Source organism: Streptomyces sp. JJ66 (assembly GCF_019303495.1).
Lineage (GTDB): Bacteria > Actinomycetota > Actinomycetes > Streptomycetales > Streptomycetaceae > Streptomyces.
On record NZ_JAEVFI010000034.1, the window covers coordinates 24111 to 49776 of the forward strand.

The window sequence follows — 25666 nt, forward strand, 5'->3', positions numbered from 1 at the left end:
TTCCTAGCGCGGGGGCGGTGGGAAGCCGGGGGCGCCGGTGGTGAAGCCACCGGGGCCTCCGCCTCCGGTGCCGCCGCCCGTATCACCGCCGCCCGTGCCGCCGCTGGTGGTGCGGTCGGGCCAGGGGAAGCCGGGGAAGTCGGGCTGGTCCGGGAGCGTGGGCGGGTCGGGCTGGGTGACGGGCGGGGTGACGCCGGGACGGGCGTCGTCGTTGCCGCCACCGCCATTGCCGCCACCGTTGCCACCGGTGCCACCGCCCCCGTTGCCGCCCCCGGTGCCGGTGCCGCCGCCGTTGCCGCCCCGGTCCGCGCCGTTGCCTCGGCCGTTGCCCCGGGGGACGCTGACCTTGTGGAAGGGGGAGGGCTCCACGCCCTCCAGCGCCCCCGTCATCGCGTCCTTCCAGATCGGGCCGGGGAGGCAGCCGCCACAGACCTTCGCGTAATGCTGGCCGCCGATGGTGAGGTTGTACATCTCCAGCGGCTTGGGACCGTCGCTACCGACCCACACCGCCGTGGACAGGTCGGGGGTGTAGCCGGCGAACCAGGCGTTCTCCCGGCCGTCGGTGGTGCCGGTCTTGCCCGCGTTCGGGCGGTTGGCGAGGCCCGCGGCCTGGCCGGTGCCGTCCTCCACCACGCCGCTGAGGATCTGGTTGATGGTGTCGGCCGTCTTCTTCGACATGGCCTGGCTACAGTTCGGGCCCGCCGGGCGCAGCTGGGCGCCCTGCGCGTCGGTGACCGACTCGATCGCCATCGGCTCGCAGTAGGTGCCCCGGGCGGCGAACGTCGCGTAGGCGGCGGCCATGGTCAGCGGGCTGCTTTCCTGCGACCCGAGCACCATGGAGGGGTGGAGTTCGAGGGGTTTTCCGGAGCCCCGCTCGATGCCCATGGCCCGGGCCATGGCGGCCGCCTCGCACAGGCCCGTCTTGCTGAGCAGGTCCACGGAGTAGGTGTTGATGGACTTCTTGAGCGCGCTGGTCATGTCCCAGGTGCCCACCTCGGAGTCCAGCTCGTTCGGGACCGGGTAGTCCTTGTCACCGCCGTAGGGCTCACCCTCGCACTTGGTGAAGTCCTTCTGCTTGAAGACGTGCTTCGCCTGGGAGGTGAACGTCTCGGCCGGGCTGATGCCCTGCTCCAGGGCCGCCGCCGCCACGACCGGCTTGAACGTCGAGCCGACCGGGAAGCCGAAGACCGAGCCGCCCATGTCGTGGTTGACGGACAGGTTGATGGACGTCTCGTGCTGGGCGGCGTCCGTGCCGTACGGGCGGGACTGGGCCATCGCCGTGATCTTCCCGGTGCCCGGTTCGACGGAGACGACGGCGGCGGCCACCTCGTCGTCCTGGTAGACGCGGTCGCTCGCCGCCGTGGCAGCCGCGTTCTGGTCGTCGGGCCGCAGGGTGGTGCGGACGGTGAGGCCGCCACGGTCCCAGCGCTTCTTGCGCTCCTTGTCCGTCTCGCCGAACGCCGGATTGCTGAGGAAGGACTCGCGCACGTAGTCGCAGAAGAAGCCCGCCTCCATGGTGGCGGTGATGCAGCCGTTGCGCGGCTTGCTCACCTTGAGGCCGAGCGGCAGCGCCTTGGCTTCTTCGGCTTGGGCCTGGGTGATGTCGCCGACGGCGGCCATGCGGCTGAGCACGACGTCGCGGCGCTTCTTCGCCTCCTGCTCGTCGGCGAGCGGGTTGTAGCGCTCGGGCGACTGGACGAGTCCGGCCAGCAGCGCGGCCTCGTGCAGTTCGAGATCTGCGGCGTCCTTGGAGAAGTAACGTTCGGCCGCGGCTTCCACCCCGTAGGAGCTGGCGGCGAAGTAGGTGATGTTGAGGTAGTTCTCCAGGATCTGGTCCTTGGTGAGTTCCTCCTCCACCGCGATCGCGTACTTCAGTTCGACGATCTTGCGGCCGATCGTCTGGCGGGTGGCGTACTCGAACGCCTCCTCCTCGTTGCCCGCCTCCTCCACGAACACGTTCTTGACGTACTGCTGCGTCAGCGTGGACGCGCCCTGGGTGACCTCGCCGGCCCGCGCGTTGCGGTTCAGCGCGCGCAGCACGCCTTTGAGGTCCACGGCACCGTGCCCGTAGAAGCGGGAGTCCTCGATCGCGACGATCGCCTTCCGCATCCACGGCGAGATCTGGTCCAGCGGGACGACGACGCGATTGCGCGAGTAGACGTCCGCGATCAGGTTGCCCTCGGTGTCCAGGATCTGTGTCTTCTGGCTCAGCGGAGGGCGCTTGAGGTCGGTCGGCAACTCCTCGAAGCCCTGGGCCGTCTCCTTCGCGGCGAGACCCATGATCCCGGTGGCGGGCAGCGCGAGGCCCGCCATCACCGCTCCGGCGAGCACGCTGACGCCGAGGAACTTGGCGGCCTGCTGCGTGGCGGACAGGCCCCCGCCCGAGCGTTTGTTTGCCATGCGGGCAAGGGTAGCCCGGCGCCCGCGGCTCTCCCTAGCGCCGTGGGGGCTGACGCGGCACGGGTGCTAACGGGGGCGCACGGGAGCACCCGAGGGCGCTCGGACTGGAGTTCGGGGTAACACGGCGTAGGGGGCAGCGCCGGGCCGATTTCACTCCTGTGAGTGATGAGAGGCGTCCGGATTGATGGAATATGCCAGGCGACTTCGCGCCACGAGCGCGGAAACCCGGCGCGACATGGGGTCACTCCGTTGGGTGATCTCACGGGCACGCGTAGTCCGATCGGGCCATTCAAGATGGGACCCGTCGGGGGTGTTGCCGCCTGCTCGCCTTCCGTAACGTCCTCCATCGGTGACGGCGCATATGCCGCCAGTCGCCGTGGGGGAGCCGCGATTTCGGGAGAGGACGGCACCAGCAATGAGCAGCTGGGCAACCGACTGGAGTACGCAGGCCGCCTGCCGTACGACGGATCCGGATGAACTATTCGTGCAGGGCGCGGCCCAGAACCGGGCCAAGGCGGTGTGCACCGGATGCCCGGTACGCACCGAATGTCTGGCCGACGCGCTGGACAACCGCGTCGAGTTCGGCGTGTGGGGCGGCATGACCGAGCGGGAGCGGCGCGCGCTGCTCCGCCGCCGCCCCATGGTCACCTCGTGGCGCCGCCTGCTGGAGACGGCGCGCGCGGAGTACGAGTTCGGGCGCGGTTACGTGCCGGACGGCGAGGAGGCCCCGGTGGACGTACCGGTCGCGGGCTGATCCGCCAGGCGGTCGCCGATGGCGCGCAGCCCGGCCAGGTCGTGGACGTCGCCGGGCAGCGCGGCCACCTGAGCCACCGGAACCTCGGGGTGCAGGGCGGTGAAACGATCCCGCATCCGCCGCTCGCGGGCCTGCACGCGTATACGTTCCGCGTGCAGGCGCAACAGCCCGGCGGCGAGGGCATCGACGTCGGCGCGCGCACCCCGGGCGGCCCGGTCCGCGTCGGCGCCCTCGGCATCCCCGGCTCCCGGAACACCCCCCGGCCCGGCGGTATCGTCCGTACCGCGCCCGGCGCCGGGGTTTGCGTCGGTGTCGGCCGCTCCCTCCGCCCCGGCCACCGCGTCGGCGTCCGGGGCCGGTTCGGTCAGCGCTTCCGCCGCCGCCAGCGCGCGTTCGGCGCTGAGCTGGCCCGCCGCGCTGCCGTGCACCCGGTTGAGCAGCAGCCCGGCCAGCGGCATGCGTTCGGCGTGCAGGCGTTCCACGAAGTAGGCGGCCTCGCGCAGCGCGTCCCGCTCGGGCGCGGCGACGACGAGGAACGCGGTGCCCGGGGCCTGGAGCAGCCGGTAGGTGGCGTCCGCCCGCTTGCGGAAGCCGCCGAACATGGTGTCCATCGCGGCGACGAACGTCTGCACGTCGCGCAGCATGCCGGCGCCCAGCAGCTTGCCGAGCGCCCCGGTCACCAGGGACACGCCCGTCATACCGAGACTGAACACCTTCAGCCCGGCCCGTCCCCCGGCCTTGGCGGGCGCGGCCAGGACACGGATGAAGCGGCCGTCGAGGAAGGAGCCGAGGCGGCTGGGGGCATCCAGGAAGTCCAGCGCGGAGCGACTGGGCGGGGTGTCCACGACGATGAGGTCCCACTCGCCCCGGGCGGCGAGCTGCCCGAGCTTCTCCATCGCCATGTATTCCTGCGTCCCGGCGAACCCGGCCGACAGCGACTGGTAGAAGGGGTTGTCCAGAATCGCGCGGGCCCGCTCGCCGTCCGCGTGCGCCTCGACGATCTCGTCGAACGTGCGCTTCATGTCCAGCATCATGGCGTGCAGTTCGCCGCCCGCCGTGGTGTCGGTGCCGGGCACCCGGCGCGGGGTGTTGTCCAGCTGGGTCAGGCCCATGGACTGGGCCAGGCGGCGGGCCGGGTCGATGGTGAGGACGACGACGCGGCGGCCTCGTTCGGCCGCGCGCAGCCCGAGGGCGGCGGCCGAGGTGGTCTTACCGACGCCGCCCGCGCCGCAGCAGACGACGATGCGGGTGGCCGGGTCGTCCAGCAGCGGGTCGGTCTCCAGCACGGGCGGGGTGAGCGGGCCGTCCGGCGTCATGCTCCGGCTCCTTCACTGTCGCGGTCGTTGCCGCTGTCACGGTCACTGGCGCTGTCGCGGCCCCCGGCGCTGTCGCGGTCACTGGCGCGCGGGCTGGCGTGGGCGCTCATCCCGTCCACACCCTGGGCACGGAGGCTGGCGGCCAGGTCGTAGAGAGCGGCGAGATCGACGCCGTCCCACCGCAGCGGCAGTTCGCGGGTGGGCAGGCCGAGTTCCGCGATGGCCTTGCGCTGGTCGGCCTCCAGGGTGACGCGTTCGGCGTGTTCCCGGGCCTGCTGGAGCAGCGGCCCGACCAGGCGGTGCGCCCGGCCGCCGCGCTTCGCGCCCCCCAGCCCGGCCCCGGCGAACGCCTCCGCCAATTCGGTGCGCGCGTCCTCGGCCCGCTCGACGCCGGCGGCGTCCAGCACCGCCGGGCGGACCAGGTTGACGACGACCGCGCCCACCGGCAGCCCGGCGCCGCGCAGTTCGGCCACACCGTCCACCGTCTCCTGCACCGGCATCTCCTCCAGCAGCGTCACCAGGTGCACGGCCGTCTCCGGCGACTTCAGCACCCGCATCACCGCCTGCGCCTGGTGGTGGACGGGGCCGACCCGCGCGAGCCCGGCCACCTCGCTGTTGACGCCGAGGAAGCGGGTGATACGTCCGGTAGGCGGCGCGTCCATGACGACGGCGTCGTAGACGAACGGCCCGCCGCCGCGCACCCGGCGGCGCACGGCCTCGCACGCCTTGCCGGTCAGCAGCACGTCGCGCACCCCCGGCGCGATGGTGGTGGCGAAGTCGATGGCGCCGATCCGTTGCAGCGCCCGGCCCGCCGAGCCGAGCTTGTAGAACATCTGCAAATACTCCAGCAGCGCCTTCTCCGCGTCGATGGCCAGCGCGTACACCTCACCCCCGCCCGGGGCGACGGCGATCTTGCGCTCCTCGTAGGGCAGCGCCTCGGTCTCGAACAACTGGGCGATACCCTGCCGCCCTTCCACCTCCACCAGGAGTGTGCGCTTCCCGGCTTCCGCCAGGGCCAGCGCCAGTGCGGCGGCGACCGTCGTCTTGCCCGTGCCGCCCTTGCCGGTGACCACATGCAGCCTGCTCACCCCGCGAGCGTATCCAGTGCGCTCCAGCCATTACCCTCAAGGCCATGACGAAGTGGGAATACGCCACTGTGCCGCTGCTGGTACACGCGACGAAGCAGATTCTGGACACCTGGGGCGAGGACGGCTGGGAGCTCGTCCAGGTCGTGCCCGGACCGAACAACCCCGAGCAGCTCGTGGCCTACCTCAAGCGGCCCAAGCCGTGACGGCCTCCCGCGTCGAGGCCCGCCTCGCCGAGCTGGGGCTGACGCTGCCGGAGGTCGCCGCGCCGCTGGCGTCCTACGTCCCGGCCGTGCGAACCGGGCGGTACGTCTACACCGCGGGCCAGCTGCCGCTGGTAAACGGTTCGCTCCCGGCGACCGGCAAGGTGGGCAGTGAGGTCTCCCCCGAGCAGGCCAAGGAGCTGGCGGCGCGCTGCGCGCTGAACGGGCTGGCCGCCGTCAAGTCCGTGTGCGGCGACCTGGACCGGGTCGCGCGCGTGGTGAAGGTCGTCGGTTTCATCGCCTCCGCGCCGCACTTCACCGGCCAGCCCGGCGTGCTGAACGGCGCGAGCGAGCTGCTGGGTGAGGTCTTCGGCGACGCGGGCGTCCACGCCCGCAGCGCGGTCGGCGTCTCGGTGCTGCCCATCGACGCCCCGATCGAGGTCGAACTCCAGGTGGAGCTGACCGACTGACCCGCGCGCGGGGGCCATGCCCGCCCCGGGCCTGACCCCCGCCGCCCCAGCCCACGTCGGGCCAGACGCCCTCGTCACCGCCCGGTGTAATCCGCCGAGGTGACAGTAAAAAGACTACGCCAGGTCACCCACCCGCAATCCTTTGCGTTCCCTTCAACGCATCAGGGGCAAGGACCTAAGACGTTCCTCCACTGCCGTGGCCACGAACTCCGGTACCGGTGTCCCCCTGCGGACCGCTGGCCAGCTCGATGCCAGCTTCTGAGCGGTCTCACGCACCGTCGAGACCACGGTCTGAGCAGACAGATCAAGGGCAGCAGCAAGAGAACGGAAACTTTCCGCGGTGATCGCCTCTGACCGAGTGGTGCCGCCCAGAGGAAAGGCCAGCTTCGGATCAGGCTCCGGGTAGGCCGTGACACACACCAGGTCATAGGCTGGCGACAACCGGGCCGTCCGGGTGTCCGGATAGCGAAGTGTCCAGTTCTTGAGGTGAGCGTCCGCGTTTCCCATCACCACCATCGCGACCAGTCGCCGCACATACTCCACCACGTCTTCCTCCGGGCACAAAGACGCGATGACTCTCCCGATCCCCTCATAACTGGCCCTGTCATACTTGGCCTCCGAGGCGACCTCCCGGACCTGCGCGAAATCCTCTTGATGCACCCGTACGTCACCAACTCTGTCAAAACGACGGACGGCAAGGACTCGGTCGCCCGGATTCACCAAACCCGGCGGAATGTTCTGTAGACATCCAGCTGTTTCGAGACGGGTCTCGGGCACGTCAATACCCGCCTGGGCAGCCCAGCGGAGCATCGCAAACTCGTTCGCGGGAACCTCACGAAAGCGCTGGTCCGGCAGTTTCACCATCCAGTCCCCGCCGTCGCCGGTTGCCGGAAGCACCAGAGCCTTTCCTTCATACCGCATGGAGAACTTGGGCTGCACGCCAGCGAAAGAGAACCGCAGGGCGTGGTCTGGCCGCCGCTCTTCTCTTCCCGCGTGCTCAGGAACGTCGTCCAAGGGAGCGTCGGGCACCACTTGAACCGCTCCCGGAAGATCCTTTCCGGCGTGACAGAGCAGTACGAAGTCGTGAATCCGTTTCTTCCCCAGCGATGCCGCGACCAGTTCCCGCAGTCCACTCCCTGGCTCCGGCAGCAGGCCCGCAAACCATTCCGGAACGCTGCCGCTCGCGGTCCGGCGTCTCCGGGGATCACGCTCAAATCCCTGGCCGAGAACGGGATGCTCAGGGCTCAGATCCTCGTAGTCGAACCAGGTGCTGCCTTGGCGGTAACCCAGCGTGCCGACGCGCCGGTCCCCCAGATATACGGAGGCCGTGGCTTCACGCCGCATCGTTGTCACCCCACGATCGGGAGTCTTCGAACCAGGCTTCCGGGTCTGGCCCATCGGCGAAGCCCCACAGCGCCATGGACTGAACGTGGTGAGAAATCACCCCCTGGGCCGCTGCTGCCCGCCGCTCCAGAAAATCGCGCAGCTGGCCCCGCTGAAGGAGTTCCAGGCTCTCCTCGTCCAGACAGTGGGAGCGCAGCACGGCCTCCGGGTGATCTCCAAGCAGCAGACTCTTCCCCTGCTCCCCTGCTCCGGCTGGATGCACCAGCCTGTTCGCCATGCTCCGGTCTCCTGGCAGCACCGGCAGGAGCAAGGAGGCACCTTGATTCAGCGAGTCCACCAGCAAACGCGTCTGGTCCACACGTGTCCCGCGCGCATAGCTGCTCCCCTCGCTGGTGATGTCACACAACAGCACCGGGTGCTGTGAGAGCAGACCGAGAACGTTGACCTTCGCCTGCGCACGGTTAAGCGCGGTCTGCGTCAAATCCGGCCGCCATCGTTCCCCGCCGGGGGGCAGTAGCTGCAGGAGCCGGTTAGCGCTGGCTACCGGGTCTCCTTCGACCGCGCTAGCGTTCCGGCGCAACGCCACCGTGTTCCCCTGCGGCGCCGCTCCACCCACCGCTCCACGCCAGACCCAGCGCCGTAGCAGCTCGGCGCCCCGGCCCTCCGGGCGTCCGAAGAGAGCGGCATAGCGCGCAAGCACGGGAACGAAAAGCGCGTAGGGGAGCAGGCGGACATGGGGGATACCCGCCTCCTCGCGCAGGAATTCCACCACGAGGCGAATAGCCTTTTCCGTACGTGTAAACGCACTGTGCCGGTCCGCGTCACTGGTGAACTCCTGCCTGAAGTCACGGTCCACCTTGCCACCCCGGACAGCCATAACGCTCTGCATCAGGAGCTGGGGGGACAGGTCACCGAAGCCGAACGCCGAGACACGGTCCCGCAGCGCCTCGGGGTCGGAAGGCTGGAGGCCGAGCGGCGCCGAGTGCAGCGCCTTGAAGATCTCAGCTCGCTTGAGCCGCTTGCCGAAAGTGTTCATGCGGTCGAAGATCTCCGTCAACGCCTGCTCATCGTCACCTTCGATCTCGTACATGGGGATTTCATAGGTACGCAGCGCCGACGCCACGGCATCGCACTGATCGAATTCTTCCTCCGTCAGCCAGGGGCGCTTCCGCTGCCAGGCGAGCAGACGCCGGTTGTCCCCAGCGACCCAGACCGGCAGCAAGTGATCCTCGATGCGCCGCCCATGGGAAACCGAGACAAATTTGCCCTGCTGGAGGTCGTAGAAGATCCGGAAGCGCCGGTCCACCGTCTCGCCTGAAGCAGAGAGGGCGCCCACGAGAGTGGTCAGGCGCTGCTGGCCATCGACCACCCACAGCGCGTCAGAGAGCGCTGGAACGGCCAGCCGCAACTCCCCGAAGTAAATCTCGTCGGCTGGGGCGGGTTTACGCCACATCAGCAGATTTCCAATGGGGTAACCGCGCAGGATGCTGTCGAAGAGACGCTCAGCGTCCAGAGGCTCCCAGCGGTAGGAGCGCTGGAACTGCGGGATACGAATCCGGCCTTCCCTCGTCCACTGGAGCAGTCGGGAGAGGTCCTCCCGGGTCACCTTGGGTTTGGTCACCCCAGCCACGGTTCACCTGCCGCGAGGGTGGGGCGCCATGTGACGCGCCGCTTCATCCACACAGGACTCACCGCAGCTCCTTCAGCTTTCGGCCCTCTGCTGTCGTGAAGACGACCCAGCCATTTTGCGGGTTCCCCGCCAGTTCCGTGGCCGCGCCGGAGGGCGTGGCATGAATCGTGCCGTCCTCGATCCGAAGGCTGCCGTCCGCCAGCACCACCGCCCGGTGCTCGCGGCCCAGATTCCGGCGGCGCCAGACAAGTTCCTGCCCCTCGGTCAGACGGCCGTCGGCCACCAGAGGGGCCAGGCTCTGGTCACGGCCCACGGGACGAGGAGGGCTCTGACTGCGGTCCCATGCGCTCTTCAAGCCGAGCAGCCTGCGCAGAGTGCTGTTGGGAGTGTCAACGAACGGCTCCGCCAGGCTCTGCAGCCTGGCGTATACATCATCATCAACGCGGATGCTGCGCATGACGGCCCCTTCCGCGAGGTCACTTTTACTCAGTACACTTTAGCATAGTGTAAAGCATAGTGAAATAGCGTAACGGCGGAGCCGCGCTGGCTCTTCCCCGGCGCGAGACGCCGATCTCCCTGTGGACAGGGGATCGGGTTGGATGGGGGCATGAGTGACGCAGAAGCCATGCCCGAGTGGGAGAAGCGGTTCCGGGCGCCGCGTGTTTCGCTGCCCGAGTGGGCGGAGGACGCCCCGGACCGATCGCTGTTCGTCTCCAACGCGACGGGCACGTACGAGCTGTACGCGTGGGACCGGGGCACCGGTGAGCAGCGGCAGGTGACGGACCGGCCCAACGGGACGACGGACGGGACACTCACCCCGGACGGGACGTGGATCTGGTGGTTCGACGACACCGACGGCGACGAGTTCGGCGTCTGGCGGCGGCAGCCGTTCGCGGGCGGCGCGGACGGCAAGCCGGGTGAGGGCGACGAGCTGGCCGTGCCGGGGCTGGCGGCGGCGTACTCGGCCGGGCTCGCCCTCGGCCGGGACGGCACCGCCGTCGTGGGGCGCTCGACGGACGCGGAGGGTACGACGATCCACGTCGCGCGCCCGGGGGCGGGTGAGGCGGTGGAGATCTACCGGCACCGCGAGTCGGCAGGGGTGGGTGACCTGAGCCACGACGGGACCCTCGTCGCCGTCGAGCACACCGAGCACGGCGATGCGATGCACTCGGCCATCCGGGTGGTGCGCACGGCGGACGGGTCGGCCGTCGCGGAGCTGGACGACACCGAGGGCGGCACCCGGGAGCTGGGCCTGTTCGTGATGGGCTTCGCCCCGGCCAGCGGCGACACCCGCCTCCTGGTCGGGCACCAGCGGCGCGGGCGCTGGGAGCCGATGGTGTGGGACCCGGCGACGGGCGGCACCCGCGAGCTGGCGATCGACCTGCCCGGTGACGTCGGCGCCGAGTGGTACCCGGACGGCAGCGCGCTGCTCGTCGTGCACAGCTACCAGGCGCGCAGCGAGCTGTGGCGCTACGAGCTGGCCAGCGGCGAGCTGACGCGGGTGGAGACGCCGCCGGGTTCGGTGTCGGGGGCCACGGCGCGTCCGGACGGCTCGGTGGAGTTCCTGTGGTCGTCGGCCGCCGAGCCGCCCGCGGTGCGCTCGACGACGGGCGCGGTGGTGCTGGACCCGCCGGGCCTTACGGCGCCGGGCTCGCAGCCGGTGGAGGACGTGTGGGTGGACGGCCCCGGCGGCCGGATTCACGCGCTGGTACAGCGTCCGGCCGGGCACGCGGGCGGTCCGCTGCCCACGGTGTTCGACATCCACGGCGGCCCCACCTGGCACGACAGCGACGCCTTCGCCGCGCAGCCCGCCGCCTGGCTGGACCACGGGTTCGCCGTCGTCCGCGTCAACTACCGTGGTTCGACCGGCTACGGGCGCGCGTGGACGGACGCGCTCAAGCACCGCGTCGGCCTGATCGAGCTGGAGGACATCGCCGCCGTGCGCCGGTGGGCGGTGGACTCGGGCCTCGCGGACCCGGAGCGGCTGGTGCTGGCGGGCGCGTCCTGGGGCGGCTACCTCACCCTGCTGGGCCTGGGCACGCAGCCGCAGGCGTGGGCGGTGGGCCTGGCCGCCGTGCCCGTCGCGGACTACGTGACCGCCTACCACGACGAGATGGACGCGCTGAAGGCGATGGACCGCACGCTGCTGGGCGGCACGCCCGAGGAGGTGCCGGAGCGGTACGCCGCGTCGTCACCGCTGACGTACGTGGACCAGGTGCGCGCCCCGGTCTACCTCGCGGCCGGGGTCAACGATCCGCGCTGCCCGATCCGCCAGATCGACCACTACGTCGAACGGCTCGCCGCCCGCGCGCATCCGCACGTGGTGTACCGCTACGACGCCGGGCACGGCTCGCTGGTCGTGGCCGAGCGGGTCAGGCAGGTGGGGCTGGAGCTGCGGTTCGCGCTGGAGCGTCTGGGGATGCCGGTGCCGGAGCACCTGCCCCGGCTTCCGGAGTCGCAAGGCCCGGCTCCGGCGGGGTGAGGCCCAGCTCCGCGTCCCGGGCGACCTCCACCTCGCGGCGGAAGAAGCGGAACCACATGAACACCACGAAGCCCGCGAAGACGAACCACTCGGCGGTGTAGCCGAGGTTCTGGAACGCCTTCATGTCCAGCCCGCTGCCCTTCGGGGCGGTGGGCGGGACGGCGCGCAGCCCGCCGGGCGGGTCCTGCACGGTGAGCCACGCGTCGTGCACCGGGTAGGACACCCGGTTGACGAGGGCGGCGGCGCTGATCGTGCCGAGCTGACCGGCGGGCAGCCCGGAGGCGCCGCCGCTCTCGGACGCCTGGAGCGCACCGGTGACGCGCACCTCGCCGTCCGGCGCGGGCGGCACCTTCCCGGCATCCGGCTCGCCCGGCAGCCACCCGCGCACCACGGGCACGGCGGACTCGGCGGACGCCCCGGGCTCGCCGGACGCCCCGGGCTCGCCGGACGCCCCGGACGCGCCGGGGTCCGCAGCGGCACCGGGCTCGCCGGACGCCCCGGGCTCGGTGGGGCGCAGCAGGGTGAGGACGTAGAAGCCGGTCGCGTCGTCCAGGCGGCGGTCCGGGACGAGGAACTCGGCCTGCGGGTCGTAGCGGCCGTGCACCTCGGCCAGGCGGCCGGAGGTCTCCTGGGTCACCGGCAGCAGCGAGGCCAGCGGCTCCGCCTCCTGACCGGACACCTGCCCGGCGCGCGCCTCGCCCTCCTGATGTGACTCCACGCGGGCCTCGAAGCGGCTGAGCTGCCAGCTGCCCATGACCAGGCAGAACGGCACCGCGAGGGCGAGGAAGACGTTGAGCGCCCACCACCGGGGGGTCAGCAGGAACCGGTACACGCCCACCACGGTACTGGGGCGAATCCGGCACCCGGGACGCGGGCTCCCGTGCGCGCCCGCGTCCCCACCCCCAGACGTGCGGCACCGGCGCCCGGCCGACGTGGGTGGGGAGCTACAGCGTGGGACCACGGCACGTGGCCACCGGGGCTACGCCCCCGGCAGGACGCCCGTGCGGTACACCGTTCCGGCGCAGACGTTGGTGAGGTGTGCCGCCGGAGCCTGCGGCTCACCCGCGGCGGGCGTGTACCGCAGCACGACGGCGCTGGCCGTGCCGCCCGGCCCGGAGTCGCCCTGCCCGCTGCTGCCGGTGCCGCCGTGCGTCTGGGTGCTCAGGCCCGGCTCCTGCCGCGCCGCCGGGGCGGAACCGTCGTCGGAACTCGTGGTGCCGCTCTCGTCACCGGCCGAGGGCTCCGGCTCGGTGGTCTTCTCCTGGCCGCCCTCGCCCCCGGCACCACCGCTGCCGCCGCCCCCGCCCGGGGTCGCGCCAGGCTCGGACGGCTCGGGCTCCGGCGCCGGGCTCGGGTCGGGCGCGACGCAGCCGTCCGCGCCGCGCGCGGTGTCCGGCAGCCAGGCGAACCGCACCTGGAAGGACTCGCCGGGACGCAAGATCAGCTCGTGTGGAGCGCTGGCCGGGCTGGGCAGCCCGGTCGCCCGGCCGCCCTCGGTGTGGTCGAGCACGGTGACGGCGCTCGCGCCCTGCCCGGTGGCGGACAGCTGGTCGGTGTCCTCGGTGACGCGGCAGCTGTCACCGGAGAGGTTGGTGAAGGAGAACGAGCCGTACCGCGCGCCGTTCGCGTCCGGCTCACCGACCCGGGCCGTGGCGTCGCCCAGCTGGTCCCGCAGGCACAGGGGCGAGGACGCGCCCAGCCCCGCGCTGTCATCCGGTGCCGGGGAGGCGCCCGGCGCGGGCTCGGCCGGCTTCTCGCCCGGGCGCTCGCCGTCCTGCGGACCCTTCCCGCCGCCGTCCGCCCCGCCACCGTCCTGCCCAGCCTGCTCCCGGCCGCCGTAGGGCTCGCCGGGACCGCCGGGGCCGCCCTGCGCGGTGCGGGCTCGCTCATCACCGCCGAGCGGGTTGGGCACGACGCCGGTGGTCATCGCGGGCACGGTGACGGCGCCGACCAGCACGGCGGCGACCAGGCCCACCGTGACGTGCCGCCTGCGGGCCCGGCGGGCGGGCACGGCGCGACGCAGGTGGTCCAGGGAGTGCGGGGACGGCTCGATATCGCGCACCGCGTCGTGCAGCAGGCGGCGCAGCGCGTCCTCCTCGGCGGGCGTCGCCGGGTGGTCCTGTGGGGGGCGGGGGGCACCCGAACCGCCCATCGCGGCGTCCTGGCCTCGCTCCGTCGTCATGCGGCCTTCTCCATCGCCACGCGCAGTGCGGCGATGCCGCGCGATCCGTATGCCTTGACCGAGCCGCGCGATATGCCCAGCGTCTGGGCGACCTGCTCCTCGGTCATGTCCGCGAAGTATCGCAGGACCAGCACCTCGCGCTGACGCCGCTGGAGGCCGCGCATGGCCCGCTTCAACTCGTCGCGCTCCAGCGCCTCGTACGCGCCCTCTTCCGCGCTCGCCATGTCCGGCATCGGCTTGGCCAGCAGTTTCAGGCCGAGGATGCGGCGGCGCAGAGTGGAGCGGGAGAGGTTGACGACGGTCTGGCGCAGGTAGGCGAGCGTCTTGTCCGGGTCCTTGACCCGCTTGCGCGCGGAGTGGACGCGGATGAACGCCTCCTGCACGACGTCCTCGCAGGAGGCGGTGTCGTCCAGGAGCAGGGCGGCGAGACCGAGCAGCGAACGGTAGTGCGTGCGGTAGGTCTCGGTGAGGTGATCGACGGAGGTTCCCACGACAGGCACGCCGTCAGCGTCTGCGGTGTGCCGCTGGACCGGCACCGGCGCGCTCCGCCGCGAGGCCACGGGCCAGGGCGCGGTCACCGGAAGGCCCATCCCCGCGCGTGCGGGGCCTGTCGTTGCGAAAACCTCTGCCACGCCTGTTGGACACCTTGCCCCCCGTCAGGGTTGTACGCTCTCGGCCTCGTTTCTGACGAGGCGCCGAACGCCCCCATGCGTACCGCCTTCTCCTTGCTCTCCCCCGTCAGCGTCCGCCGCCACGGTTAGTGGTGCGGTAGACGCCTCCAGCCGCCCCCCGGTTGCGGGGCACCGGCAATTCTTCGACCCCGGGATGGTCTAGATCAAGCCAGGGCCACCACAAATTGATCACATCTGGAGCACAGGGCGGGCGCATCCCGGCACCTTCGGTGCATCCCACACCTATCGCGCACCGGCACGAGACCGGGCAACCCCATCAGCCCTGACACGCGACAGCCCGTCCCGGGTTCGTCCCCGGAACGGGCTGGGAAGCGCGCCCGGCGCGACGCTGTGCTGTGCTGTGCTGTGCGTCAGCGGCCCGGGACCGGCGCGCGGTGCGTCAGCGGCCGGTGCCGCCGTAGACGACGGCCTCGTCCGAGTCGCTGTCCAGGCCGAACGCGGTGTGCACGACGCGCACCGCCTCGTTCACGTCGTCCGCGCGGGTGACGACCGAGATACGGATCTCCGAGGTGGAGATCAACTCGATGTTCACGCCCGCGTTGGACAGCGCCTCGAAGAACGTCGCCGTCACACCCGGGTTCGTCTTCATCCCGGCGCCGACGAGCGAGATCTTGGCGATCTGGTCGTCATAGCGCAGCGAGTCGAAGCCGATCGTCTCCTTACGCTTCTCCAGCGCCTCGATCGCCCGCTTGCCGTCCGTCTTGGGCAGCGTGAAGGAGATGTCGGTCAGCCCCGTCGTCGCGGCGGAGACGTTCTGCACCACCATGTCGATGTTCAGCTCGGCGTCGGCGACGGCGCGGAAGATGGCCGCGGCCTCACCGGGCTTGTCCGGGACGCCGACGATCGTGACCTTGGCCTCGGAGGTGTCGTGCGCCACGCCCGAGATGAGCGCCTGCTCCATCGGATCGTCCCCTGTTCGCGGTTCGTTGCTGACCCACGTACCGGGCAGGCCGGAGAACGACGAGCGGACGTGGATCGGGATGTTGTAACGGCGTGCGTACTCCACGCACCGGTGCAGCAGCACCTTGGAACCGGAGCTGGCCAGCTCCAGCATGTCCCCGAAGGAGATCCAGTCGATCTTCCGGGCCTTCTTCACCACGCGCGGGTCGGCCGTGAAGACGCCGTCCACGTCGGTGTAGATCTCGCAGACCTCGGCACCGAGCGCGGCGGCCAGCGCCACCGCGGTGGTGTCGGACCCGCCACGCCCCAGCGTGGTGATGTCCTTGCTGTCCTGTGAGACGCCCTGGAAACCGGCGACGATGGCGATGTTGCCCTCGTCCAGCGCGGCCTGGATACGCCCCGGCGTGACGTCGATGATCTTCGCCTTGTTGTGCACCGAGTCGGTGATCAACCCGGCCTGGCTCCCGGTGAAGGACTGGGCTTCGTGACCGAGGGACTTGATCGCCATGGCCAGCAGGGCCATGGAGATGCGCTCTCCGGCGGTCAGCAGCATGTCGTACTCACGCCCCGAGGTGACGGGGGACACCTCGCTGGCGAGATCGATCAACTCATCCGTCGTGTCGCCCATCGCCGAGACCACCACGACCACCTGATGGCCGCGCTGCTTCGCCTCGACGATCCGCTTGGCGACGCGCTTGATGCCCTCTGCGTCGGCAACGGAGGAGCCGCCGTACTTCTGCACGACTAGGCTCACGTGCGCTCCTCGTTTCTCAGTCTCACCGGACCCGTTCGCCGGGGCCCTGGTCGGCTCATTTTATCGAGCGGGGCCGCTCCGGCCTCCCGGAGCCGCATCCTGAGACGCGGCGGCACCCGCCCAGCGTGCACCCCTGCCCCGTTCACGCCGTCCCACACGGGAACGTGCGGCACCTCACACGCCCCCCGGCCGGGCAAAGATCCGGCCCCGCCCGGCCCGGGCTGTCAGCGCCGGGTGCGAGCCTGCACCCCATGCCGCACACCACCCCGCCCACCGCACCACTCACCGCGACACCCCTGACGCTGAGCACACTGGAAGCCGCCATCCGGGCGAGCTGGGCCGAGGACACCAGCGAACCGTCCGACCTCACCCGCATCCCCTGGACACCGGACAACCCGGCCTGGGGCCACTGCGACATCACCGCGCTCGTCGCGCACGACTTCCTCGGCGGCGAGCTGATGCGCGGCGAGGTGTACGGGGCTAGCGGCAGGCAGGAGGGCTATCACTGGTGGAACCGCCTCCCGGGCGGGCTGGAGCTGGACCTCACCCGGGAGCAGTTCCAGCACGGCGAGCGCGTGACCGGGGGCGAGCCCGTCCCCCGGCCCACCGCGCACCCGTTCCGCCGCGCCGAGACGTACGACGTGCTGCGCGCCCGCGTCCTCACCCGGCTGGCCGGGCGGCCGGGGGTCAGCGCCGCCGGTCGATCGCGGTGAGGTCGATCTGCACGGTGAACGGCACGGTGAGCTTCAGCTCGTCGTGGTGGATGCCGGTGAGCGCGTACGTGCGCGGGGCGGGGTCCAGCTCGTGGACGTAGACGACGGGGCGGTCGTCCACGTTCTCCACCCGCCAGAAGTGCGGAATGCCCGCCGCCGCGTACTTGGCGGGCTTGACGCGCCGGTCCCGCGTCTCGGAGTCCGGGGAGACCACCTCGACGGCGAGCACCACGTCCTCCGGCGCGAAGGTGGTCTGCCGCAGATTCCGCAACGCCTCCGCACGCACCACGACGAGATCGGGCTCCGGCCGCGAACGCTGCGACAGCGTGACCGTCATCTCGCGGTAGACGTCGAACTCGCTCGGCAACGCCTGCAACAGCGTGGACTGCAATAGCAACAGGACGCGCTCACGGAATGCGGTCTGCGGACTCACTACGGACAGGCTCCCGTCGATCAGCTCCGTGTGCGGGGGCAGATCCGGAAGGCGGTCCAGGTCCTCGGCGGTGTAGCCACCCTGTGGCGGCCTGGGCCAGCGGTACTCGGGTTCGGTGCCCATCAAGGTCCCTTCGTGGCTACCCCGGCCTCCGAGTCGGAGTATGGGGTACCTCCTGCTTGCGGGGAGATACGAAGCTCATGTAGAGCAGGGCAGGGGAGAGGTATCGCCTCCAGAGCGGTTGGGCGTCTGCGGCCACCGGCCGACTCCCGTCACTCACCCAGGAATTGATAGCATGTGAGCTGTGACACAGCAGGTTAAGCGGGCGTTCAAGTACCGCTTCTACCCCACGGACGAGCAGGCGGCTGAGCTGTCGCGCACGTTCGGCTGTGTCCGTCTGGTGTACAACATGGCGCTGGAGGAGCGTACCCGGGCCTGGTACGGCGAACAGCGCCGTATCTCCTACGTGCAGTCCTCCGCCGCGCTGACCCAGTGGAAAAAGACGGAGGAACTGGCCTTTCTGGCCGAGGTATCCGCTGTCCCGCTTCAACAGGCACTGCGGCATCTTCATACAGCGTTCGGGAACTTCTTCGCCCAGCGCGCGAAATATCCGCGCTACAAGTCGCGCAAGAAGTCCCGTGCGGCGGCCGAATACACCCGCAGCGCCTTCACCTGGCGCGATGGCAAGCTGACACTGGCCAAGATGGTCGGGCCACTGAATATCCGCTGGTCGCGGCCCCTCCCCAAGGAAGCGGAGCCGACGACGGTGACGGTCTCCCGCGACAGCGCCGGGCGCTGGTCCATCTCGATGCTGTGCGAGGACACCGTCAGCCCGGCCCCCGCCACCACGAACGCGGTCGGGATCGACGCTGGGATTATCTCTCTGGTGACCCTCTCGACCGGGGAGAAGATCACCAACCCCCGGAACGAGCACCGTGACCGCGCCCGACTGGCCCGTGCACAGCGGGAGCTGTCCCGCAAGGCCAAGGGCTCCTATAACCGGGCTAAGGCCCGCGTAAAGGTCGCCCGCGTGCACGCTCGGATCGCCGACCGGCGCCGGGACTTCCTGCACAAGCTGTCGACTCGGCTCGTCCGTGAGAACCAAACGGTCGTGATCGAGGACCTTACCGTCCGCAACCTGCTGAAGAACCGCTCGCTGGCGCGGGCGATCTCCGATGCCTCGTGGACGGAACTGCGCTCCATGCTGGAGTACAAGTGCGCCTGGTACGGGCGCGAACTCGTCGTGATTGACCGCTGGTTCCCCTCCAGCAAGCTGTGCGGGGCCTGTGGCACGGTCGCGGCGAAGCTGCCGCTGAACGTTCGCGCGTGGAGATGCGGCTGCGGCGCCGTGCACGACCGCGACGTGAACGCGGCACGCAACATTCTGGCCGCCGGGCTGGCGGCGTCTGCCTGTGGAGACGGTGTAAGACCTCAATGGGAGTCCTCCCGGACGGGGCAGTCGTCGGTGAAGCAGGAAACCCAGCGGGCGACCGCTGGAACCTCCGCCTCTAGCGAGGGAAGAAGTCAACACTGCTCCCATGGCCGCCGCCGCCGCGATCATCGCCTGTCTGACGAGCGTACCCAGGGCCGCTGATGACAGCATCACCCTTCGGGGGGTCACTGCGGGGGCAGAAGAAACGATCTTTGGAACAGATGAGCGGTGGCGGGCATACCGGGCGCGGGGCCGGGTAGCCGGTCGGCGAAAAGCCCACCTCCGTGTGAAGGAGAACCGCCGTGCTGATGGCTCACCCCGTGGTCCTGCGCAAGCTGGTCGAGGAGTACGAGACCCTGGCCGCGCTGCACGCGGAAGAGGGTGGCCCCGAGGTGCGCCAGCGCATGACGGACCTCGCCTACACGCTGTGCGTCTCCACGGGCACGCGTGACGTGGACAGCGCGCTCGTCGCCGCCCGGCACCAGCTGCCCGGCGCCCGGGTGGAGGACGACTCGCTGCTCACCGCGTGAACCCATACCGCGCGAGCAGCGAGAAGCGGCCCGCGCGCCGCTCGACGGTGACCGGACGGCGGCACGGCCCCACCCTGCGGCCGTGTCCAGCGCCGGTCACGCGCCGGTGCACGGCGGCGGCGAACGGCTCCCCGGCGCGGCGCAAGCAGACCAGCTCGTACCACTCCGGGTGGCCGGTACCGGTGTCCAGCAGGCCGAGCCGCAGCCGCACGTAGCGGACGTTCGGCGAGGTGGCGCTGACGCTCAGCACCGCCTCGTACGGGATGCGCGTGACCGTCGTGCGGTCCTCCCACACGATGCCGTCCTCACCGCACCGGACGGTCACCCCCGCCGCCCGCAGCTGCGGCGTCTCCGCAGCCGTGGCCGCCGTGACGTCGGTGGTTCCGGTGGATGTGCTGCGTCTGGTGGTCATCGTCGTCTTCATGGCCGGAGCCCCCCTTCCCCTGAGTGCTCCGACCCTCCCCTACGCGCCGCCCACGCACCATGCCCACGCCCGGCGGTTCCCCACCACATCCGGTTGCCGAACCCCGGCAACCGGATGTGACCGGTGGGAGCACGCCCGGGCCTGATCGGTCAGTGCGGGTGTGTGATGGTTTTTGTCCTGACGGCGGAGATGAAGGACGCCCAACTCGGCCCGGGGAAGCGCAGGGCCGGTCTGTGGGACGCCTTGGAGTCCCGGACGGGGACGATCCCGGGCAGGTTGTCGGCCACCTCGACGCAGTCGCCGCCGCTGCCGCCGCTGTGGGAGGACTTGCGCCAGCGGGGTGCGGTGGCGGGCTGCAACGCGGTGACGAACGCCGTCCAGCCTGCGGCCGGGAAGGTGAGCACGGGGCCGGTGGGGGCCTTCGAATCCCGGACCGGGACGAAGCCGGGGGCGCCGTCCGCGACTTCTACGCAGTTGCCGCCGCTGCCGCCGCTGTAGGAGGACGTGTGCCAGTGGAGTTCGCTGTGTTGGTCATACATGCGCATGACCCCAGGATTCCCCTGGGGTCATGCCCGGATGCGGTGGTCCGTCAGAACGGCCGGAACGCGTCCTGCTTCACTGCGGTGACGAACGTCGTCCAGCCCGTGACACCGAAGACGAGCGCGGGGCCGCTGGACACCTTGGAGTCCCGGACGGGCACGACCCCGGGGAGGTTGTCGGCCATCTCGACGCAGTTCCCGCCGCTGCCGTCGCTGTAGGAGGACTTGCGCCATTCAGCAGAGTGGAGGTCCTGCTTACTCTTCATCCGTGTAATCCTTCGCCGCCGACTCGATCATGGCCAAGGACAGTTTCGGCGAGAGCGCCGCTGCCCCAACGAGATCGTAGGCCATGGTGTAGCGCTCGACCTGGGCTGGATCGTCCAGCAGTTGTCCTGTTCCCAGACCTTCCAGGTATGCCAGAGGCGGGGCGTCTGGGAAGGCCATCAGCTTGAGCCCTCCACCGAGCGCCGGGTGCCCGCCCGCCGAGAATGGGAGCACTTGGACGATGATGCGGTGGCTGCGGGTGAGAACCGCAATGTGCCTCAGGGCCTCCCCCATGACTGCACGCCCCCCGACTGCTCGACGAAGGACAGCCTCGTCGAGGATGCCCCAGAACAACGGGGTTGTTGGGTCGCTGAGGATGCGTGCTCGCTCCAGCCGACCGGCCACGCGCTCTTCGATCAGCTCGTCCGGTGCCGTCGGTTCGTACTCACGGCATACCGATCGGGCGTACGCCTCCGTCTGGAGCAGACCGGGGATCAGGAGTGGCGCGTACTCACGGATCGTTTGCGCCACCGCTTCCGCCTCCGCTGCCTCGGCGAAGTGGTCTGGGTAGCGGGACTTGTTGGCGGCCTCGCAGTTGCGGAGGAAGTAGCCGTCCGTCCCCAGGATCTCGTCGAAGCGGCGGGCGAAGTCGGGGAGCATGCGGCGGGTGCCTGACTCCAGCTGGCCGATGAACGAGCCGCTGGTGAAGACCAGGGCGCCGAGTTCTTCCTGGGACAGGCCCGCTGCCTCACGCTTGTGGCGGAGTTCGGCGCCGAGCATGGCGCGGGGTGAGGAGGATGGGTCGAGCATCTTCGGTCCGGGCACGGCAACTCCTCGTTGAGCAGGGTGCGTTGTTGGACTTTTCGCCTGTTAAGCCTAACGCGGAATGGCCACGCTGGGTAGGGAAAAGAAAACTCAGCGTGGAAGGCGGTTTCATGACAGCGTTCAGGAAGACGGCGGCGGCCGAGCGCATCCGGGCGGCGGAGGACGTCGCGGAGGAGTTGCGCGGGGCGTTGCGGGCGGCCGGAGTCACCCTGCCGTCGCTGCGGCTCGACCCGGTGTCGTGTGCCCGGGAGGAGCCGTGGCCGCTGGTGGACCTCGGTTGCTGCAACCAGGAGACGGCGGCCCGGCTGGCGGCGGCGCTGCGTGCGGGAGCCGCCCGGTGAACGCGACGCCACAGCCCCCGGAGCCGGGGCGCCCGGACGCGGAGTCGCCGCAGGTGGGCATGTACGCGGTGGACGAGCGCACGGATCGGGTGGGGCAGGTGATGGGCCATGTCGGCGGGCGGGTGCAGTTGCGGCCACCGGGCGGCGGGCGGGAGTGGGACTGTCCGCCGGAGGAGGTGCGCGCGGCCGGGGTGCTGGACCAGTTGCGTGCCCGGGTGACGGAGATCAACCGGGAAGGGAGGCTGCCGTCGTGAGCGTACGGGCGGTGTTGCGCTTCGCGCGGTGGACGCTGACGCCGGACCGGGAGCCGGACGCGGAGCCGGTGACGTTCGCGATGGAGTGCGCGGTGTGCGAGAAACGGTCGGCGCCAAGTGTGGACTTCGCGGACGCACAGCGGTGGACGTTCACCCACGCGGGCCGCAATCCGAGCCACCACACCTACCGGGAGCTGATCACCCGGCCGTGGCGGGCCTGGCGCGCGGAGCCGGGGTGACCGCGCGCCGAACCCGGGCCGCCGCGCACGGGGGCGGGGCACAGGTGTCGGCTCCCTCATCGCGGGCCTTGGGGGCAGCGCCCCACCGGCCTCCTTCCGGCCGCAGCGTGACATGGGGGCCGCCACTGTGCAGGATGACGTGCGTGGCAGCCGGAATACGGATACGCAAGGAAAGCGGCACCCCCTGATGGACGCGGCGGGGAGCGGGGCAGTCCCGATAGCTGAGCCCTGCTGGGTGGGGCGGCTGCGGCGGGCGCTGACGCCGCAGGCCGGGGAACCGGTGCTGGTCCTCGTCGCGGGGGCGGCCGGAACCGGCAAGAGCCACCTGGCGCGCCGCCTGCTGGAGCTGCCGGAGGCGCGGCGGGCGGCGGCCCGGGTGCGCTGGACGTGCGGCCAGCCCGCCGGGGACGGCGAGGCGCCCCCCGAGCCGCCCGAGGGTGACGCGCCGAGGCTGCTCGTGGTGGAGGACGCGCACCGGGCCGGGCCGGACGAGCTGGCGCGGCTGCGCGAGCTGCTGGAGCGTCCGCACGGCGGGCTCGCGGCCCTCGTCACCTACCGGCCCGAGGAGCTGGCCGCGCCCGGCCTGCCGCTCGGCGCCCCCGTGGGCTACCCGCCCGCGCTCACCGTGCTGCGGCACCGCGTCGAGCCGTGGACGCCGGGGCAGGTGCGCCAGGCCGCCGCCGGGGTGCTGGGCGCGGGCGCGTGCACCGCGGAGGCCGTCGCCCGGCTGCACGCGTGCTCCGGCGGGGTGGCCGCCGTGGTGCTGGACCTGCTCGCCGTGCTCCGCGATACCGCGCCGCCGCGCTGCACCCCGGCCGACGTGGACGCCGCCGGGGTGCCGGTGCGGCTCGCAGAACAGGCGCTCGGGCGCACCGCCGCCCTGGCGCCGGAGCACCGCCCGGTGGTGTGGGCGGCAGCTGTGCTGGGCGAACCGGCGACCGGGGCGGAGCTGGCCGCCGTCGCCGGGCTGTCCCCGGAGCGGGGGCGGGCGGCGCTCGTCGCGGCGCTGGCCGGGGCGGCGCTGGCGGAGGCGCCGGAACCGGGCGTGTCCGGCGGTATGGCGTGCGGGTACGGCGGGTGTGGCGGCAGTGGGCGGTACGCGTTCGCGGTGCCGCTGGCGGCGCGCGCGGTGCACGAGGCGCTGCCCGGGCCCGTCCGCGAGGAGCTGCACGGGCGTGCCGCCGACGTCCTGGCGCAGCGGCAGCCGGTGCCGTGGTTCGCGCTGGCGCAGCACCGGCGGGCCAGTGGGCGGGTGCGGCCGTGGCTGCGCGCGGTGGAGCAGGCCGCGCGGCAGGCCGCCGACGCCGGACGGCACCAGGATGCGATCGGCCTGCTGGAGCGCACCCTGGCCTCGCCCGCCGTGCCGCCGACGGCCCGGGCCCGGCTGGCGCCGGTCCTGGCGCGCAGCGCGGTGGTCGGCCTGCGCTCGGACCAGACGGTGGAGGTGCTCCGTCAGGTGGTGGAGGACGAGGCGCTGCCCGCCGCCGTCCGGGGTGAACTGCGCCTGGACCTGGGCCTGTTGCTGTGCAACCAGGTGGGGCACGGCCCGCAGGGCTGGGCGGAGCTGGAGCGGGCTGCGGCCGAACTGCGCACCGGCCGACCGGATCTGGCGGCCCGGGCCATGTCGGCGCTCGCCATGCCGTACTGGGCCGACGCCGCGCTGGCCACCCACCTGGAGTGGCTGGCCGGTGCCGAGGAGGCCGCCGCCGACAGCGGTGAGGACCTGGTGCGTACCGCCGTGCACGTCAACCGGGCGAGCCTGGCGCTTAGTTACGGTGACCCGAAGGGGTGGGAGCTGCTGGACGGGCTGCCGACCGACCACGCCGACCGCCGGGTGCGGCAGCACGCCGCGCGCGGCCTGTGCAACGCCGCCGACGCGGCGGTGTGGCTCGGCTACTACGACCGGGCCGAGGCGCTGCTGACCGACGGGCTCGCCCTGAGCAAGAAGAGCGGTGCCCCCTACACCGAGCAGACCGGGCTGGGTGGGCGGCTGCTGCTGGAGTGGCACTGTGGCCGCTGGGCGGGGCTGGCGGCGCGGTGCGAGGCGTTCGTGACGGCTACCTCCGACATGCCGGTCATCGCCGCCGACGCCCGCATGGTGATCGGCCTGCTGAGCGTCGCGCAGGGCGAGTGGGGCCGGGCCACGGGCTGGCTCACGGGCCAGGACGCGCCGACCGCCGAGCACGCGGCCGCCCCCCTGGCGGCGGCCAGTGCGGGCGCGCTGATCCGGATGGCGCTGGCGCGGCAGGACGTGGCCGGGGCGGCGGACGCGGCCCGGGCGGCGTGGAGCAAGATCGCCGCGAAGGGGGTGTGGGTGTGGGCCGCCGACCTCGCCCCGTGGGCGGTGGAGGCCCTGGGCGCGGCCGGGGACGTGCCGGGCGCCCGTGCCTTGGTGGACACCTACGCGGGCGGGCTGGCCGGGCGGGACGCCCCGGTCGCGCACGCCGCGCTGGACTGGGCGCGCGCGGTGCTGGCCGAAGCGGAGGGCGAGCCGCAGCGGGCGGTGGAGCTGTACCGGGCGGCGTCCGGCGCGTTCGCCCGGCTGCCGCGTCCGTACGCGCGGGCGCTGACGGCCGAGGCGGCGGCCCGCTGCGTGCTGGAGCACGCGCCCGCCGAGGGGCTGGTGGCCGATCGGGCGGTCAGCGAACTCACCTTGTGCGCACAGCAGTTGACGCAGCTGGGCGCGGTGTGGGACGCCGCCCGGGCGCGCGCGGTGCTGCGCGCGCACCAGCCCGCCGAGGAACGCCGTCCGCCCGGACGCCCGTCCTACGGCGACCAGCTCTCCCCGCGCGAGCGGGAGGTCGCGGAGCTGGCGGGCACGGGGCTGACGAACAAGGAGATCGCCAGCACCCTGCACCTGTCCCCGCGCACGGTGGAACAGCACGTGGCCCGCGCGATGCGCAAACTCGGCACGGGCTCGCGCCAGGAACTCTCCGGGGCGGCCCACGCCCCGGGCGCGGAGGGCTGAACGCGGCCGGGAGGGCGTCCGTTCGCGGGCAGAGGTTTACCGGGCAGCTAGCAGGCGCAAGCGTTCGGCGGCCGGGGCGCGGCGCTGCGGGCGGCGCGGAGGCGCAGTTCAGGGCAGACCACCACGCAGGCGGCTGGCCTGGACCAGGGGCGGGGTTCGCCGGAGTTATTTGCGTATCCGTAGGAGGGGGCATCCGGATAGGCCCGCTCGGTAAGACCGCCGTAAGTTTCTGGACACCGGTTGGCCGAATGTTCGCCTGAGGCGGGGGATTCGCCACTGACGCGCTTCGGCCGCCGGTGTCGTGCACGGGCATCCGGGGGGAGCCGCGTGCCGGCCAAGCCGCCCGAACAGGCGGCGACCGCCGGCACCGTGCGGTCCCGGCATCCGGGCACGAGTGCGGCGCATCCAACCGTATTCGTGCCCGGGGCTCTCCCCGCTGCTCGACGCGCCGCGCAGGCCACCCCCCACCCCCTCACCCCCCTCACCCCCCTC

At 71.7% G+C, this 25666-nt stretch carries 26 protein-coding genes; 11 read left to right on the forward strand and 15 right to left on the reverse strand.

Annotated features, from left to right (window positions below):
• Window positions 1-3: 3 nt before the first annotated feature.
• Window positions 4-2400, reverse strand: a complete 2397-nt coding sequence (locus JJV70_RS20225; protein WP_219049458.1) for a transglycosylase domain-containing protein — start codon at window positions 2398-2400, stop codon at window positions 4-6.
• Window positions 2401-2815: 415 nt separating this feature from the next.
• Here JJV70_RS20225 and JJV70_RS20230 point away from each other — a divergent pair, with 415 nt between their 5' ends.
• Window positions 2816-3154: a WhiB family transcriptional regulator gene (locus JJV70_RS20230; RefSeq protein ID WP_219049459.1), complete on the forward strand. Its 339-nt coding sequence runs from the start codon at window positions 2816-2818 to the stop codon at window positions 3152-3154.
• Here the strand turns inward: JJV70_RS20230 and JJV70_RS20235 are convergent.
• The gene (locus JJV70_RS20235; RefSeq protein WP_219049460.1) at window positions 3103-4470 is read right to left on the reverse strand and encodes an ArsA family ATPase; all 1368 of its coding nucleotides are present in this window, start codon (window positions 4468-4470) and stop codon (window positions 3103-3105) included. The two genes, JJV70_RS20230 and JJV70_RS20235, sit on opposite strands and share 52 nt — an antisense overlap.
• Complete coding sequence (locus JJV70_RS20240; protein ID WP_219049461.1) at window positions 4467-5558, reverse strand: ArsA-related P-loop ATPase; 1092 nt, start codon at window positions 5556-5558, stop codon at window positions 4467-4469. The genes JJV70_RS20235 and JJV70_RS20240 overlap by 4 nt, the downstream gene beginning before the upstream one ends.
• Window positions 5559-5602: 44 nt before the next feature.
• Here JJV70_RS20240 and JJV70_RS20245 point away from each other — a divergent pair, with 44 nt between their 5' ends.
• Window positions 5603-5761, forward strand: a complete 159-nt coding sequence (locus tag JJV70_RS20245; RefSeq protein WP_086785308.1) for a DUF4177 domain-containing protein — start codon at window positions 5603-5605, stop codon at window positions 5759-5761.
• Window positions 5758-6228, forward strand: a complete 471-nt coding sequence (locus JJV70_RS20250; protein ID WP_219049462.1) for a RidA family protein — start codon at window positions 5758-5760, stop codon at window positions 6226-6228. The genes JJV70_RS20245 and JJV70_RS20250 overlap by 4 nt, the downstream gene beginning before the upstream one ends.
• 153 nt (window positions 6229-6381) lie before the next feature.
• Here JJV70_RS20250 and JJV70_RS20255 read toward each other — a convergent pair whose 3' ends face one another.
• From JJV70_RS20255 to JJV70_RS20265, 3 genes are all read right to left on the reverse strand, one after another.
• Complete coding sequence (locus JJV70_RS20255) at window positions 6382-7572, reverse strand: type II toxin-antitoxin system HipA family toxin (RefSeq protein WP_219049463.1); 1191 nt, start codon at window positions 7570-7572, stop codon at window positions 6382-6384.
• On the reverse strand, window positions 7562-9193 hold the full coding sequence (locus JJV70_RS20260; protein ID WP_308294923.1) for a DUF262 domain-containing protein: 1632 nt from the start codon (window positions 9191-9193) through the stop codon (window positions 7562-7564). Before JJV70_RS20260 ends, JJV70_RS20255 begins: the two co-directional genes overlap by 11 nt.
• A 67-nt stretch (window positions 9194-9260) precedes the next feature.
• Window positions 9261-9659 carry a hypothetical protein gene (locus JJV70_RS20265; RefSeq protein WP_219049465.1) on the reverse strand — a complete coding sequence of 133 codons (399 nt, stop codon included), beginning with the start codon at window positions 9657-9659 and terminating at the stop codon, window positions 9261-9263.
• A gap of 150 nt (window positions 9660-9809) precedes the next feature.
• On the opposite strand from JJV70_RS20265, the gene JJV70_RS20270 reads away from it, so the two are divergent.
• Window positions 9810-11684 (forward strand): prolyl oligopeptidase family serine peptidase, encoded by a 1875-nt coding sequence (locus tag JJV70_RS20270; RefSeq protein WP_257574276.1) that lies wholly within the window; start codon window positions 9810-9812, stop codon window positions 11682-11684.
• On the opposite strand, the gene JJV70_RS20275 is transcribed toward JJV70_RS20270, so the two are convergent.
• The 4 genes from JJV70_RS20275 to JJV70_RS20290 all read right to left on the reverse strand — a co-directional run bounded on the left by JJV70_RS20275 (window position 11575) and on the right by JJV70_RS20290 (window position 16212).
• Window positions 11575-12516, reverse strand: coding sequence for an SURF1 family protein (locus tag JJV70_RS20275; protein WP_219049466.1), 942 nt, complete (start codon window positions 12514-12516; stop codon window positions 11575-11577). The genes JJV70_RS20270 and JJV70_RS20275 overlap by 110 nt on opposite strands.
• A 147-nt stretch (window positions 12517-12663) precedes the next feature.
• Window positions 12664-13866, reverse strand: a complete 1203-nt coding sequence (locus JJV70_RS20280; protein ID WP_219049467.1) for a hypothetical protein — start codon at window positions 13864-13866, stop codon at window positions 12664-12666.
• Entirely contained in the window at window positions 13863-14456 is a 594-nt protein-coding gene (locus JJV70_RS20285; protein WP_219049482.1) for a SigE family RNA polymerase sigma factor, read from the reverse strand. Before JJV70_RS20285 ends, JJV70_RS20280 begins: the two co-directional genes overlap by 4 nt.
• Window positions 14457-14937: 481 nt before the next feature.
• On the reverse strand, window positions 14938-16212 hold the full coding sequence (locus JJV70_RS20290) for an aspartate kinase (RefSeq protein WP_219049468.1): 1275 nt from the start codon (window positions 16210-16212) through the stop codon (window positions 14938-14940).
• Between the two features lie 251 nt (window positions 16213-16463).
• On the opposite strand from JJV70_RS20290, the gene JJV70_RS20295 reads away from it, so the two are divergent.
• Complete coding sequence (locus JJV70_RS20295) at window positions 16464-16925, forward strand: hypothetical protein (protein ID WP_219049469.1); 462 nt, start codon at window positions 16464-16466, stop codon at window positions 16923-16925.
• Here JJV70_RS20295 and JJV70_RS20300 read toward each other — a convergent pair.
• A complete protein-coding gene (locus JJV70_RS20300; protein ID WP_219049470.1) occupies window positions 16900-17481 on the reverse strand; it encodes a Uma2 family endonuclease in 582 nt (193 codons plus the stop codon). The two genes, JJV70_RS20295 and JJV70_RS20300, sit on opposite strands and share 26 nt — an antisense overlap.
• A 181-nt stretch (window positions 17482-17662) precedes the next feature.
• On the opposite strand from JJV70_RS20300, the gene JJV70_RS20305 reads away from it, so the two are divergent.
• Both JJV70_RS20305 and JJV70_RS20310 read left to right on the forward strand, forming a co-directional pair.
• On the forward strand, window positions 17663-18952 hold the full coding sequence (locus JJV70_RS20305; protein WP_308294924.1) for an RNA-guided endonuclease TnpB family protein: 1290 nt from the start codon (window positions 17663-17665) through the stop codon (window positions 18950-18952).
• Window positions 18953-19092: 140 nt separating this feature from the next.
• Window positions 19093-19320, forward strand: a complete 228-nt coding sequence (locus JJV70_RS20310; RefSeq protein ID WP_219049471.1) for a DUF5133 domain-containing protein — start codon at window positions 19093-19095, stop codon at window positions 19318-19320.
• On the opposite strand, the gene JJV70_RS20315 is transcribed toward JJV70_RS20310, so the two are convergent.
• The 4 genes from JJV70_RS20315 to JJV70_RS20330 form a co-directional block, all read right to left on the reverse strand.
• Window positions 19310-19744, reverse strand: coding sequence for a hypothetical protein (locus JJV70_RS20315; protein ID WP_219049472.1), 435 nt, complete (start codon window positions 19742-19744; stop codon window positions 19310-19312). The genes JJV70_RS20310 and JJV70_RS20315 overlap by 11 nt on opposite strands.
• Window positions 19745-19893: 149 nt before the next feature.
• Entirely contained in the window at window positions 19894-20289 is a 396-nt protein-coding gene (locus tag JJV70_RS20320) for a DUF397 domain-containing protein (protein WP_219049473.1), read from the reverse strand.
• Window positions 20290-20333: 44 nt separating this feature from the next.
• Window positions 20334-20549, reverse strand: a complete 216-nt coding sequence (locus JJV70_RS20325; protein ID WP_219049474.1) for a DUF397 domain-containing protein — start codon at window positions 20547-20549, stop codon at window positions 20334-20336.
• Window positions 20539-21372, reverse strand: a complete 834-nt coding sequence (locus JJV70_RS20330) for a helix-turn-helix transcriptional regulator (RefSeq protein WP_219049475.1) — start codon at window positions 21370-21372, stop codon at window positions 20539-20541. Before JJV70_RS20330 ends, JJV70_RS20325 begins: the two co-directional genes overlap by 11 nt.
• Before the next feature lie 110 nt (window positions 21373-21482).
• Between JJV70_RS20330 and JJV70_RS20335 the strand changes: the two genes are divergently transcribed.
• The 4 genes from JJV70_RS20335 to JJV70_RS20350 all read left to right on the forward strand — a co-directional run bounded on the left by JJV70_RS20335 (window position 21483) and on the right by JJV70_RS20350 (window position 25174).
• Window positions 21483-21713: a hypothetical protein gene (locus JJV70_RS20335; RefSeq protein WP_219049476.1), complete on the forward strand. Its 231-nt coding sequence runs from the start codon at window positions 21483-21485 to the stop codon at window positions 21711-21713.
• The gene (locus tag JJV70_RS20340) at window positions 21710-21967 is read left to right on the forward strand and encodes a hypothetical protein (RefSeq protein ID WP_308294925.1); all 258 of its coding nucleotides are present in this window, start codon (window positions 21710-21712) and stop codon (window positions 21965-21967) included. The genes JJV70_RS20335 and JJV70_RS20340 overlap by 4 nt, the downstream gene beginning before the upstream one ends.
• Complete coding sequence (locus JJV70_RS20345) at window positions 21964-22206, forward strand: hypothetical protein (protein WP_219049477.1); 243 nt, start codon at window positions 21964-21966, stop codon at window positions 22204-22206. The genes JJV70_RS20340 and JJV70_RS20345 overlap by 4 nt, the downstream gene beginning before the upstream one ends.
• Before the next feature lie 187 nt (window positions 22207-22393).
• Window positions 22394-25174, forward strand: coding sequence for a helix-turn-helix transcriptional regulator (locus tag JJV70_RS20350; protein ID WP_219049478.1), 2781 nt, complete (start codon window positions 22394-22396; stop codon window positions 25172-25174).
• Window positions 25175-25666: the final 492 nt, after the last annotated feature.

Excerpts from the sequence above, each read along its gene's own strand:
- JJV70_RS20235 (WP_219049460.1), bottom strand. The coding sequence starts at position 4,470 with ATGACGCCGGACGGCCCGCTCACCCCGCCCGTGCTGGAGACCGACCCG.
- JJV70_RS20300 (WP_219049470.1), bottom strand. The coding sequence starts at position 17,481 with ATGGGCACCGAACCCGAGTACCGCTGGCCCAGGCCGCCACAGGGTGGC.
- JJV70_RS20245 (WP_086785308.1), top strand. The coding sequence starts at position 5,603 with ATGACGAAGTGGGAATACGCCACTGTGCCGCTGCTGGTACACGCGACG.
- JJV70_RS20255 (WP_219049463.1), bottom strand. The coding sequence starts at position 7,572 with ATGCGGCGTGAAGCCACGGCCTCCGTATATCTGGGGGACCGGCGCGTC.
- JJV70_RS20280 (WP_219049467.1), bottom strand. The coding sequence starts at position 13,866 with ATGACGACGGAGCGAGGCCAGGACGCCGCGATGGGCGGTTCGGGTGCC.
- JJV70_RS20265 (WP_219049465.1), bottom strand. The coding sequence starts at position 9,659 with ATGCGCAGCATCCGCGTTGATGATGATGTATACGCCAGGCTGCAGAGC.
- JJV70_RS20350 (WP_219049478.1), top strand. The coding sequence starts at position 22,394 with ATGGACGCGGCGGGGAGCGGGGCAGTCCCGATAGCTGAGCCCTGCTGG.
- JJV70_RS20285 (WP_219049482.1), bottom strand. The coding sequence starts at position 14,456 with ATGGGCCTTCCGGTGACCGCGCCCTGGCCCGTGGCCTCGCGGCGGAGC.
- JJV70_RS20320 (WP_219049473.1), bottom strand. The coding sequence starts at position 20,289 with ATGCGCATGTATGACCAACACAGCGAACTCCACTGGCACACGTCCTCC.
- JJV70_RS20230 (WP_219049459.1), top strand. The coding sequence starts at position 2,816 with ATGAGCAGCTGGGCAACCGACTGGAGTACGCAGGCCGCCTGCCGTACG.
- JJV70_RS20315 (WP_219049472.1), bottom strand. The coding sequence starts at position 19,744 with ATGAAGACGACGATGACCACCAGACGCAGCACATCCACCGGAACCACC.
- JJV70_RS20295 (WP_219049469.1), top strand. The coding sequence starts at position 16,464 with ATGCCGCACACCACCCCGCCCACCGCACCACTCACCGCGACACCCCTG.
- JJV70_RS20270 (WP_257574276.1), top strand. The coding sequence starts at position 9,810 with ATGAGTGACGCAGAAGCCATGCCCGAGTGGGAGAAGCGGTTCCGGGCG.
- JJV70_RS20225 (WP_219049458.1), bottom strand. The coding sequence starts at position 2,400 with ATGGCAAACAAACGCTCGGGCGGGGGCCTGTCCGCCACGCAGCAGGCC.
- JJV70_RS20325 (WP_219049474.1), bottom strand. The coding sequence starts at position 20,549 with ATGAAGAGTAAGCAGGACCTCCACTCTGCTGAATGGCGCAAGTCCTCC.
- JJV70_RS20335 (WP_219049476.1), top strand. The coding sequence starts at position 21,483 with ATGACAGCGTTCAGGAAGACGGCGGCGGCCGAGCGCATCCGGGCGGCG.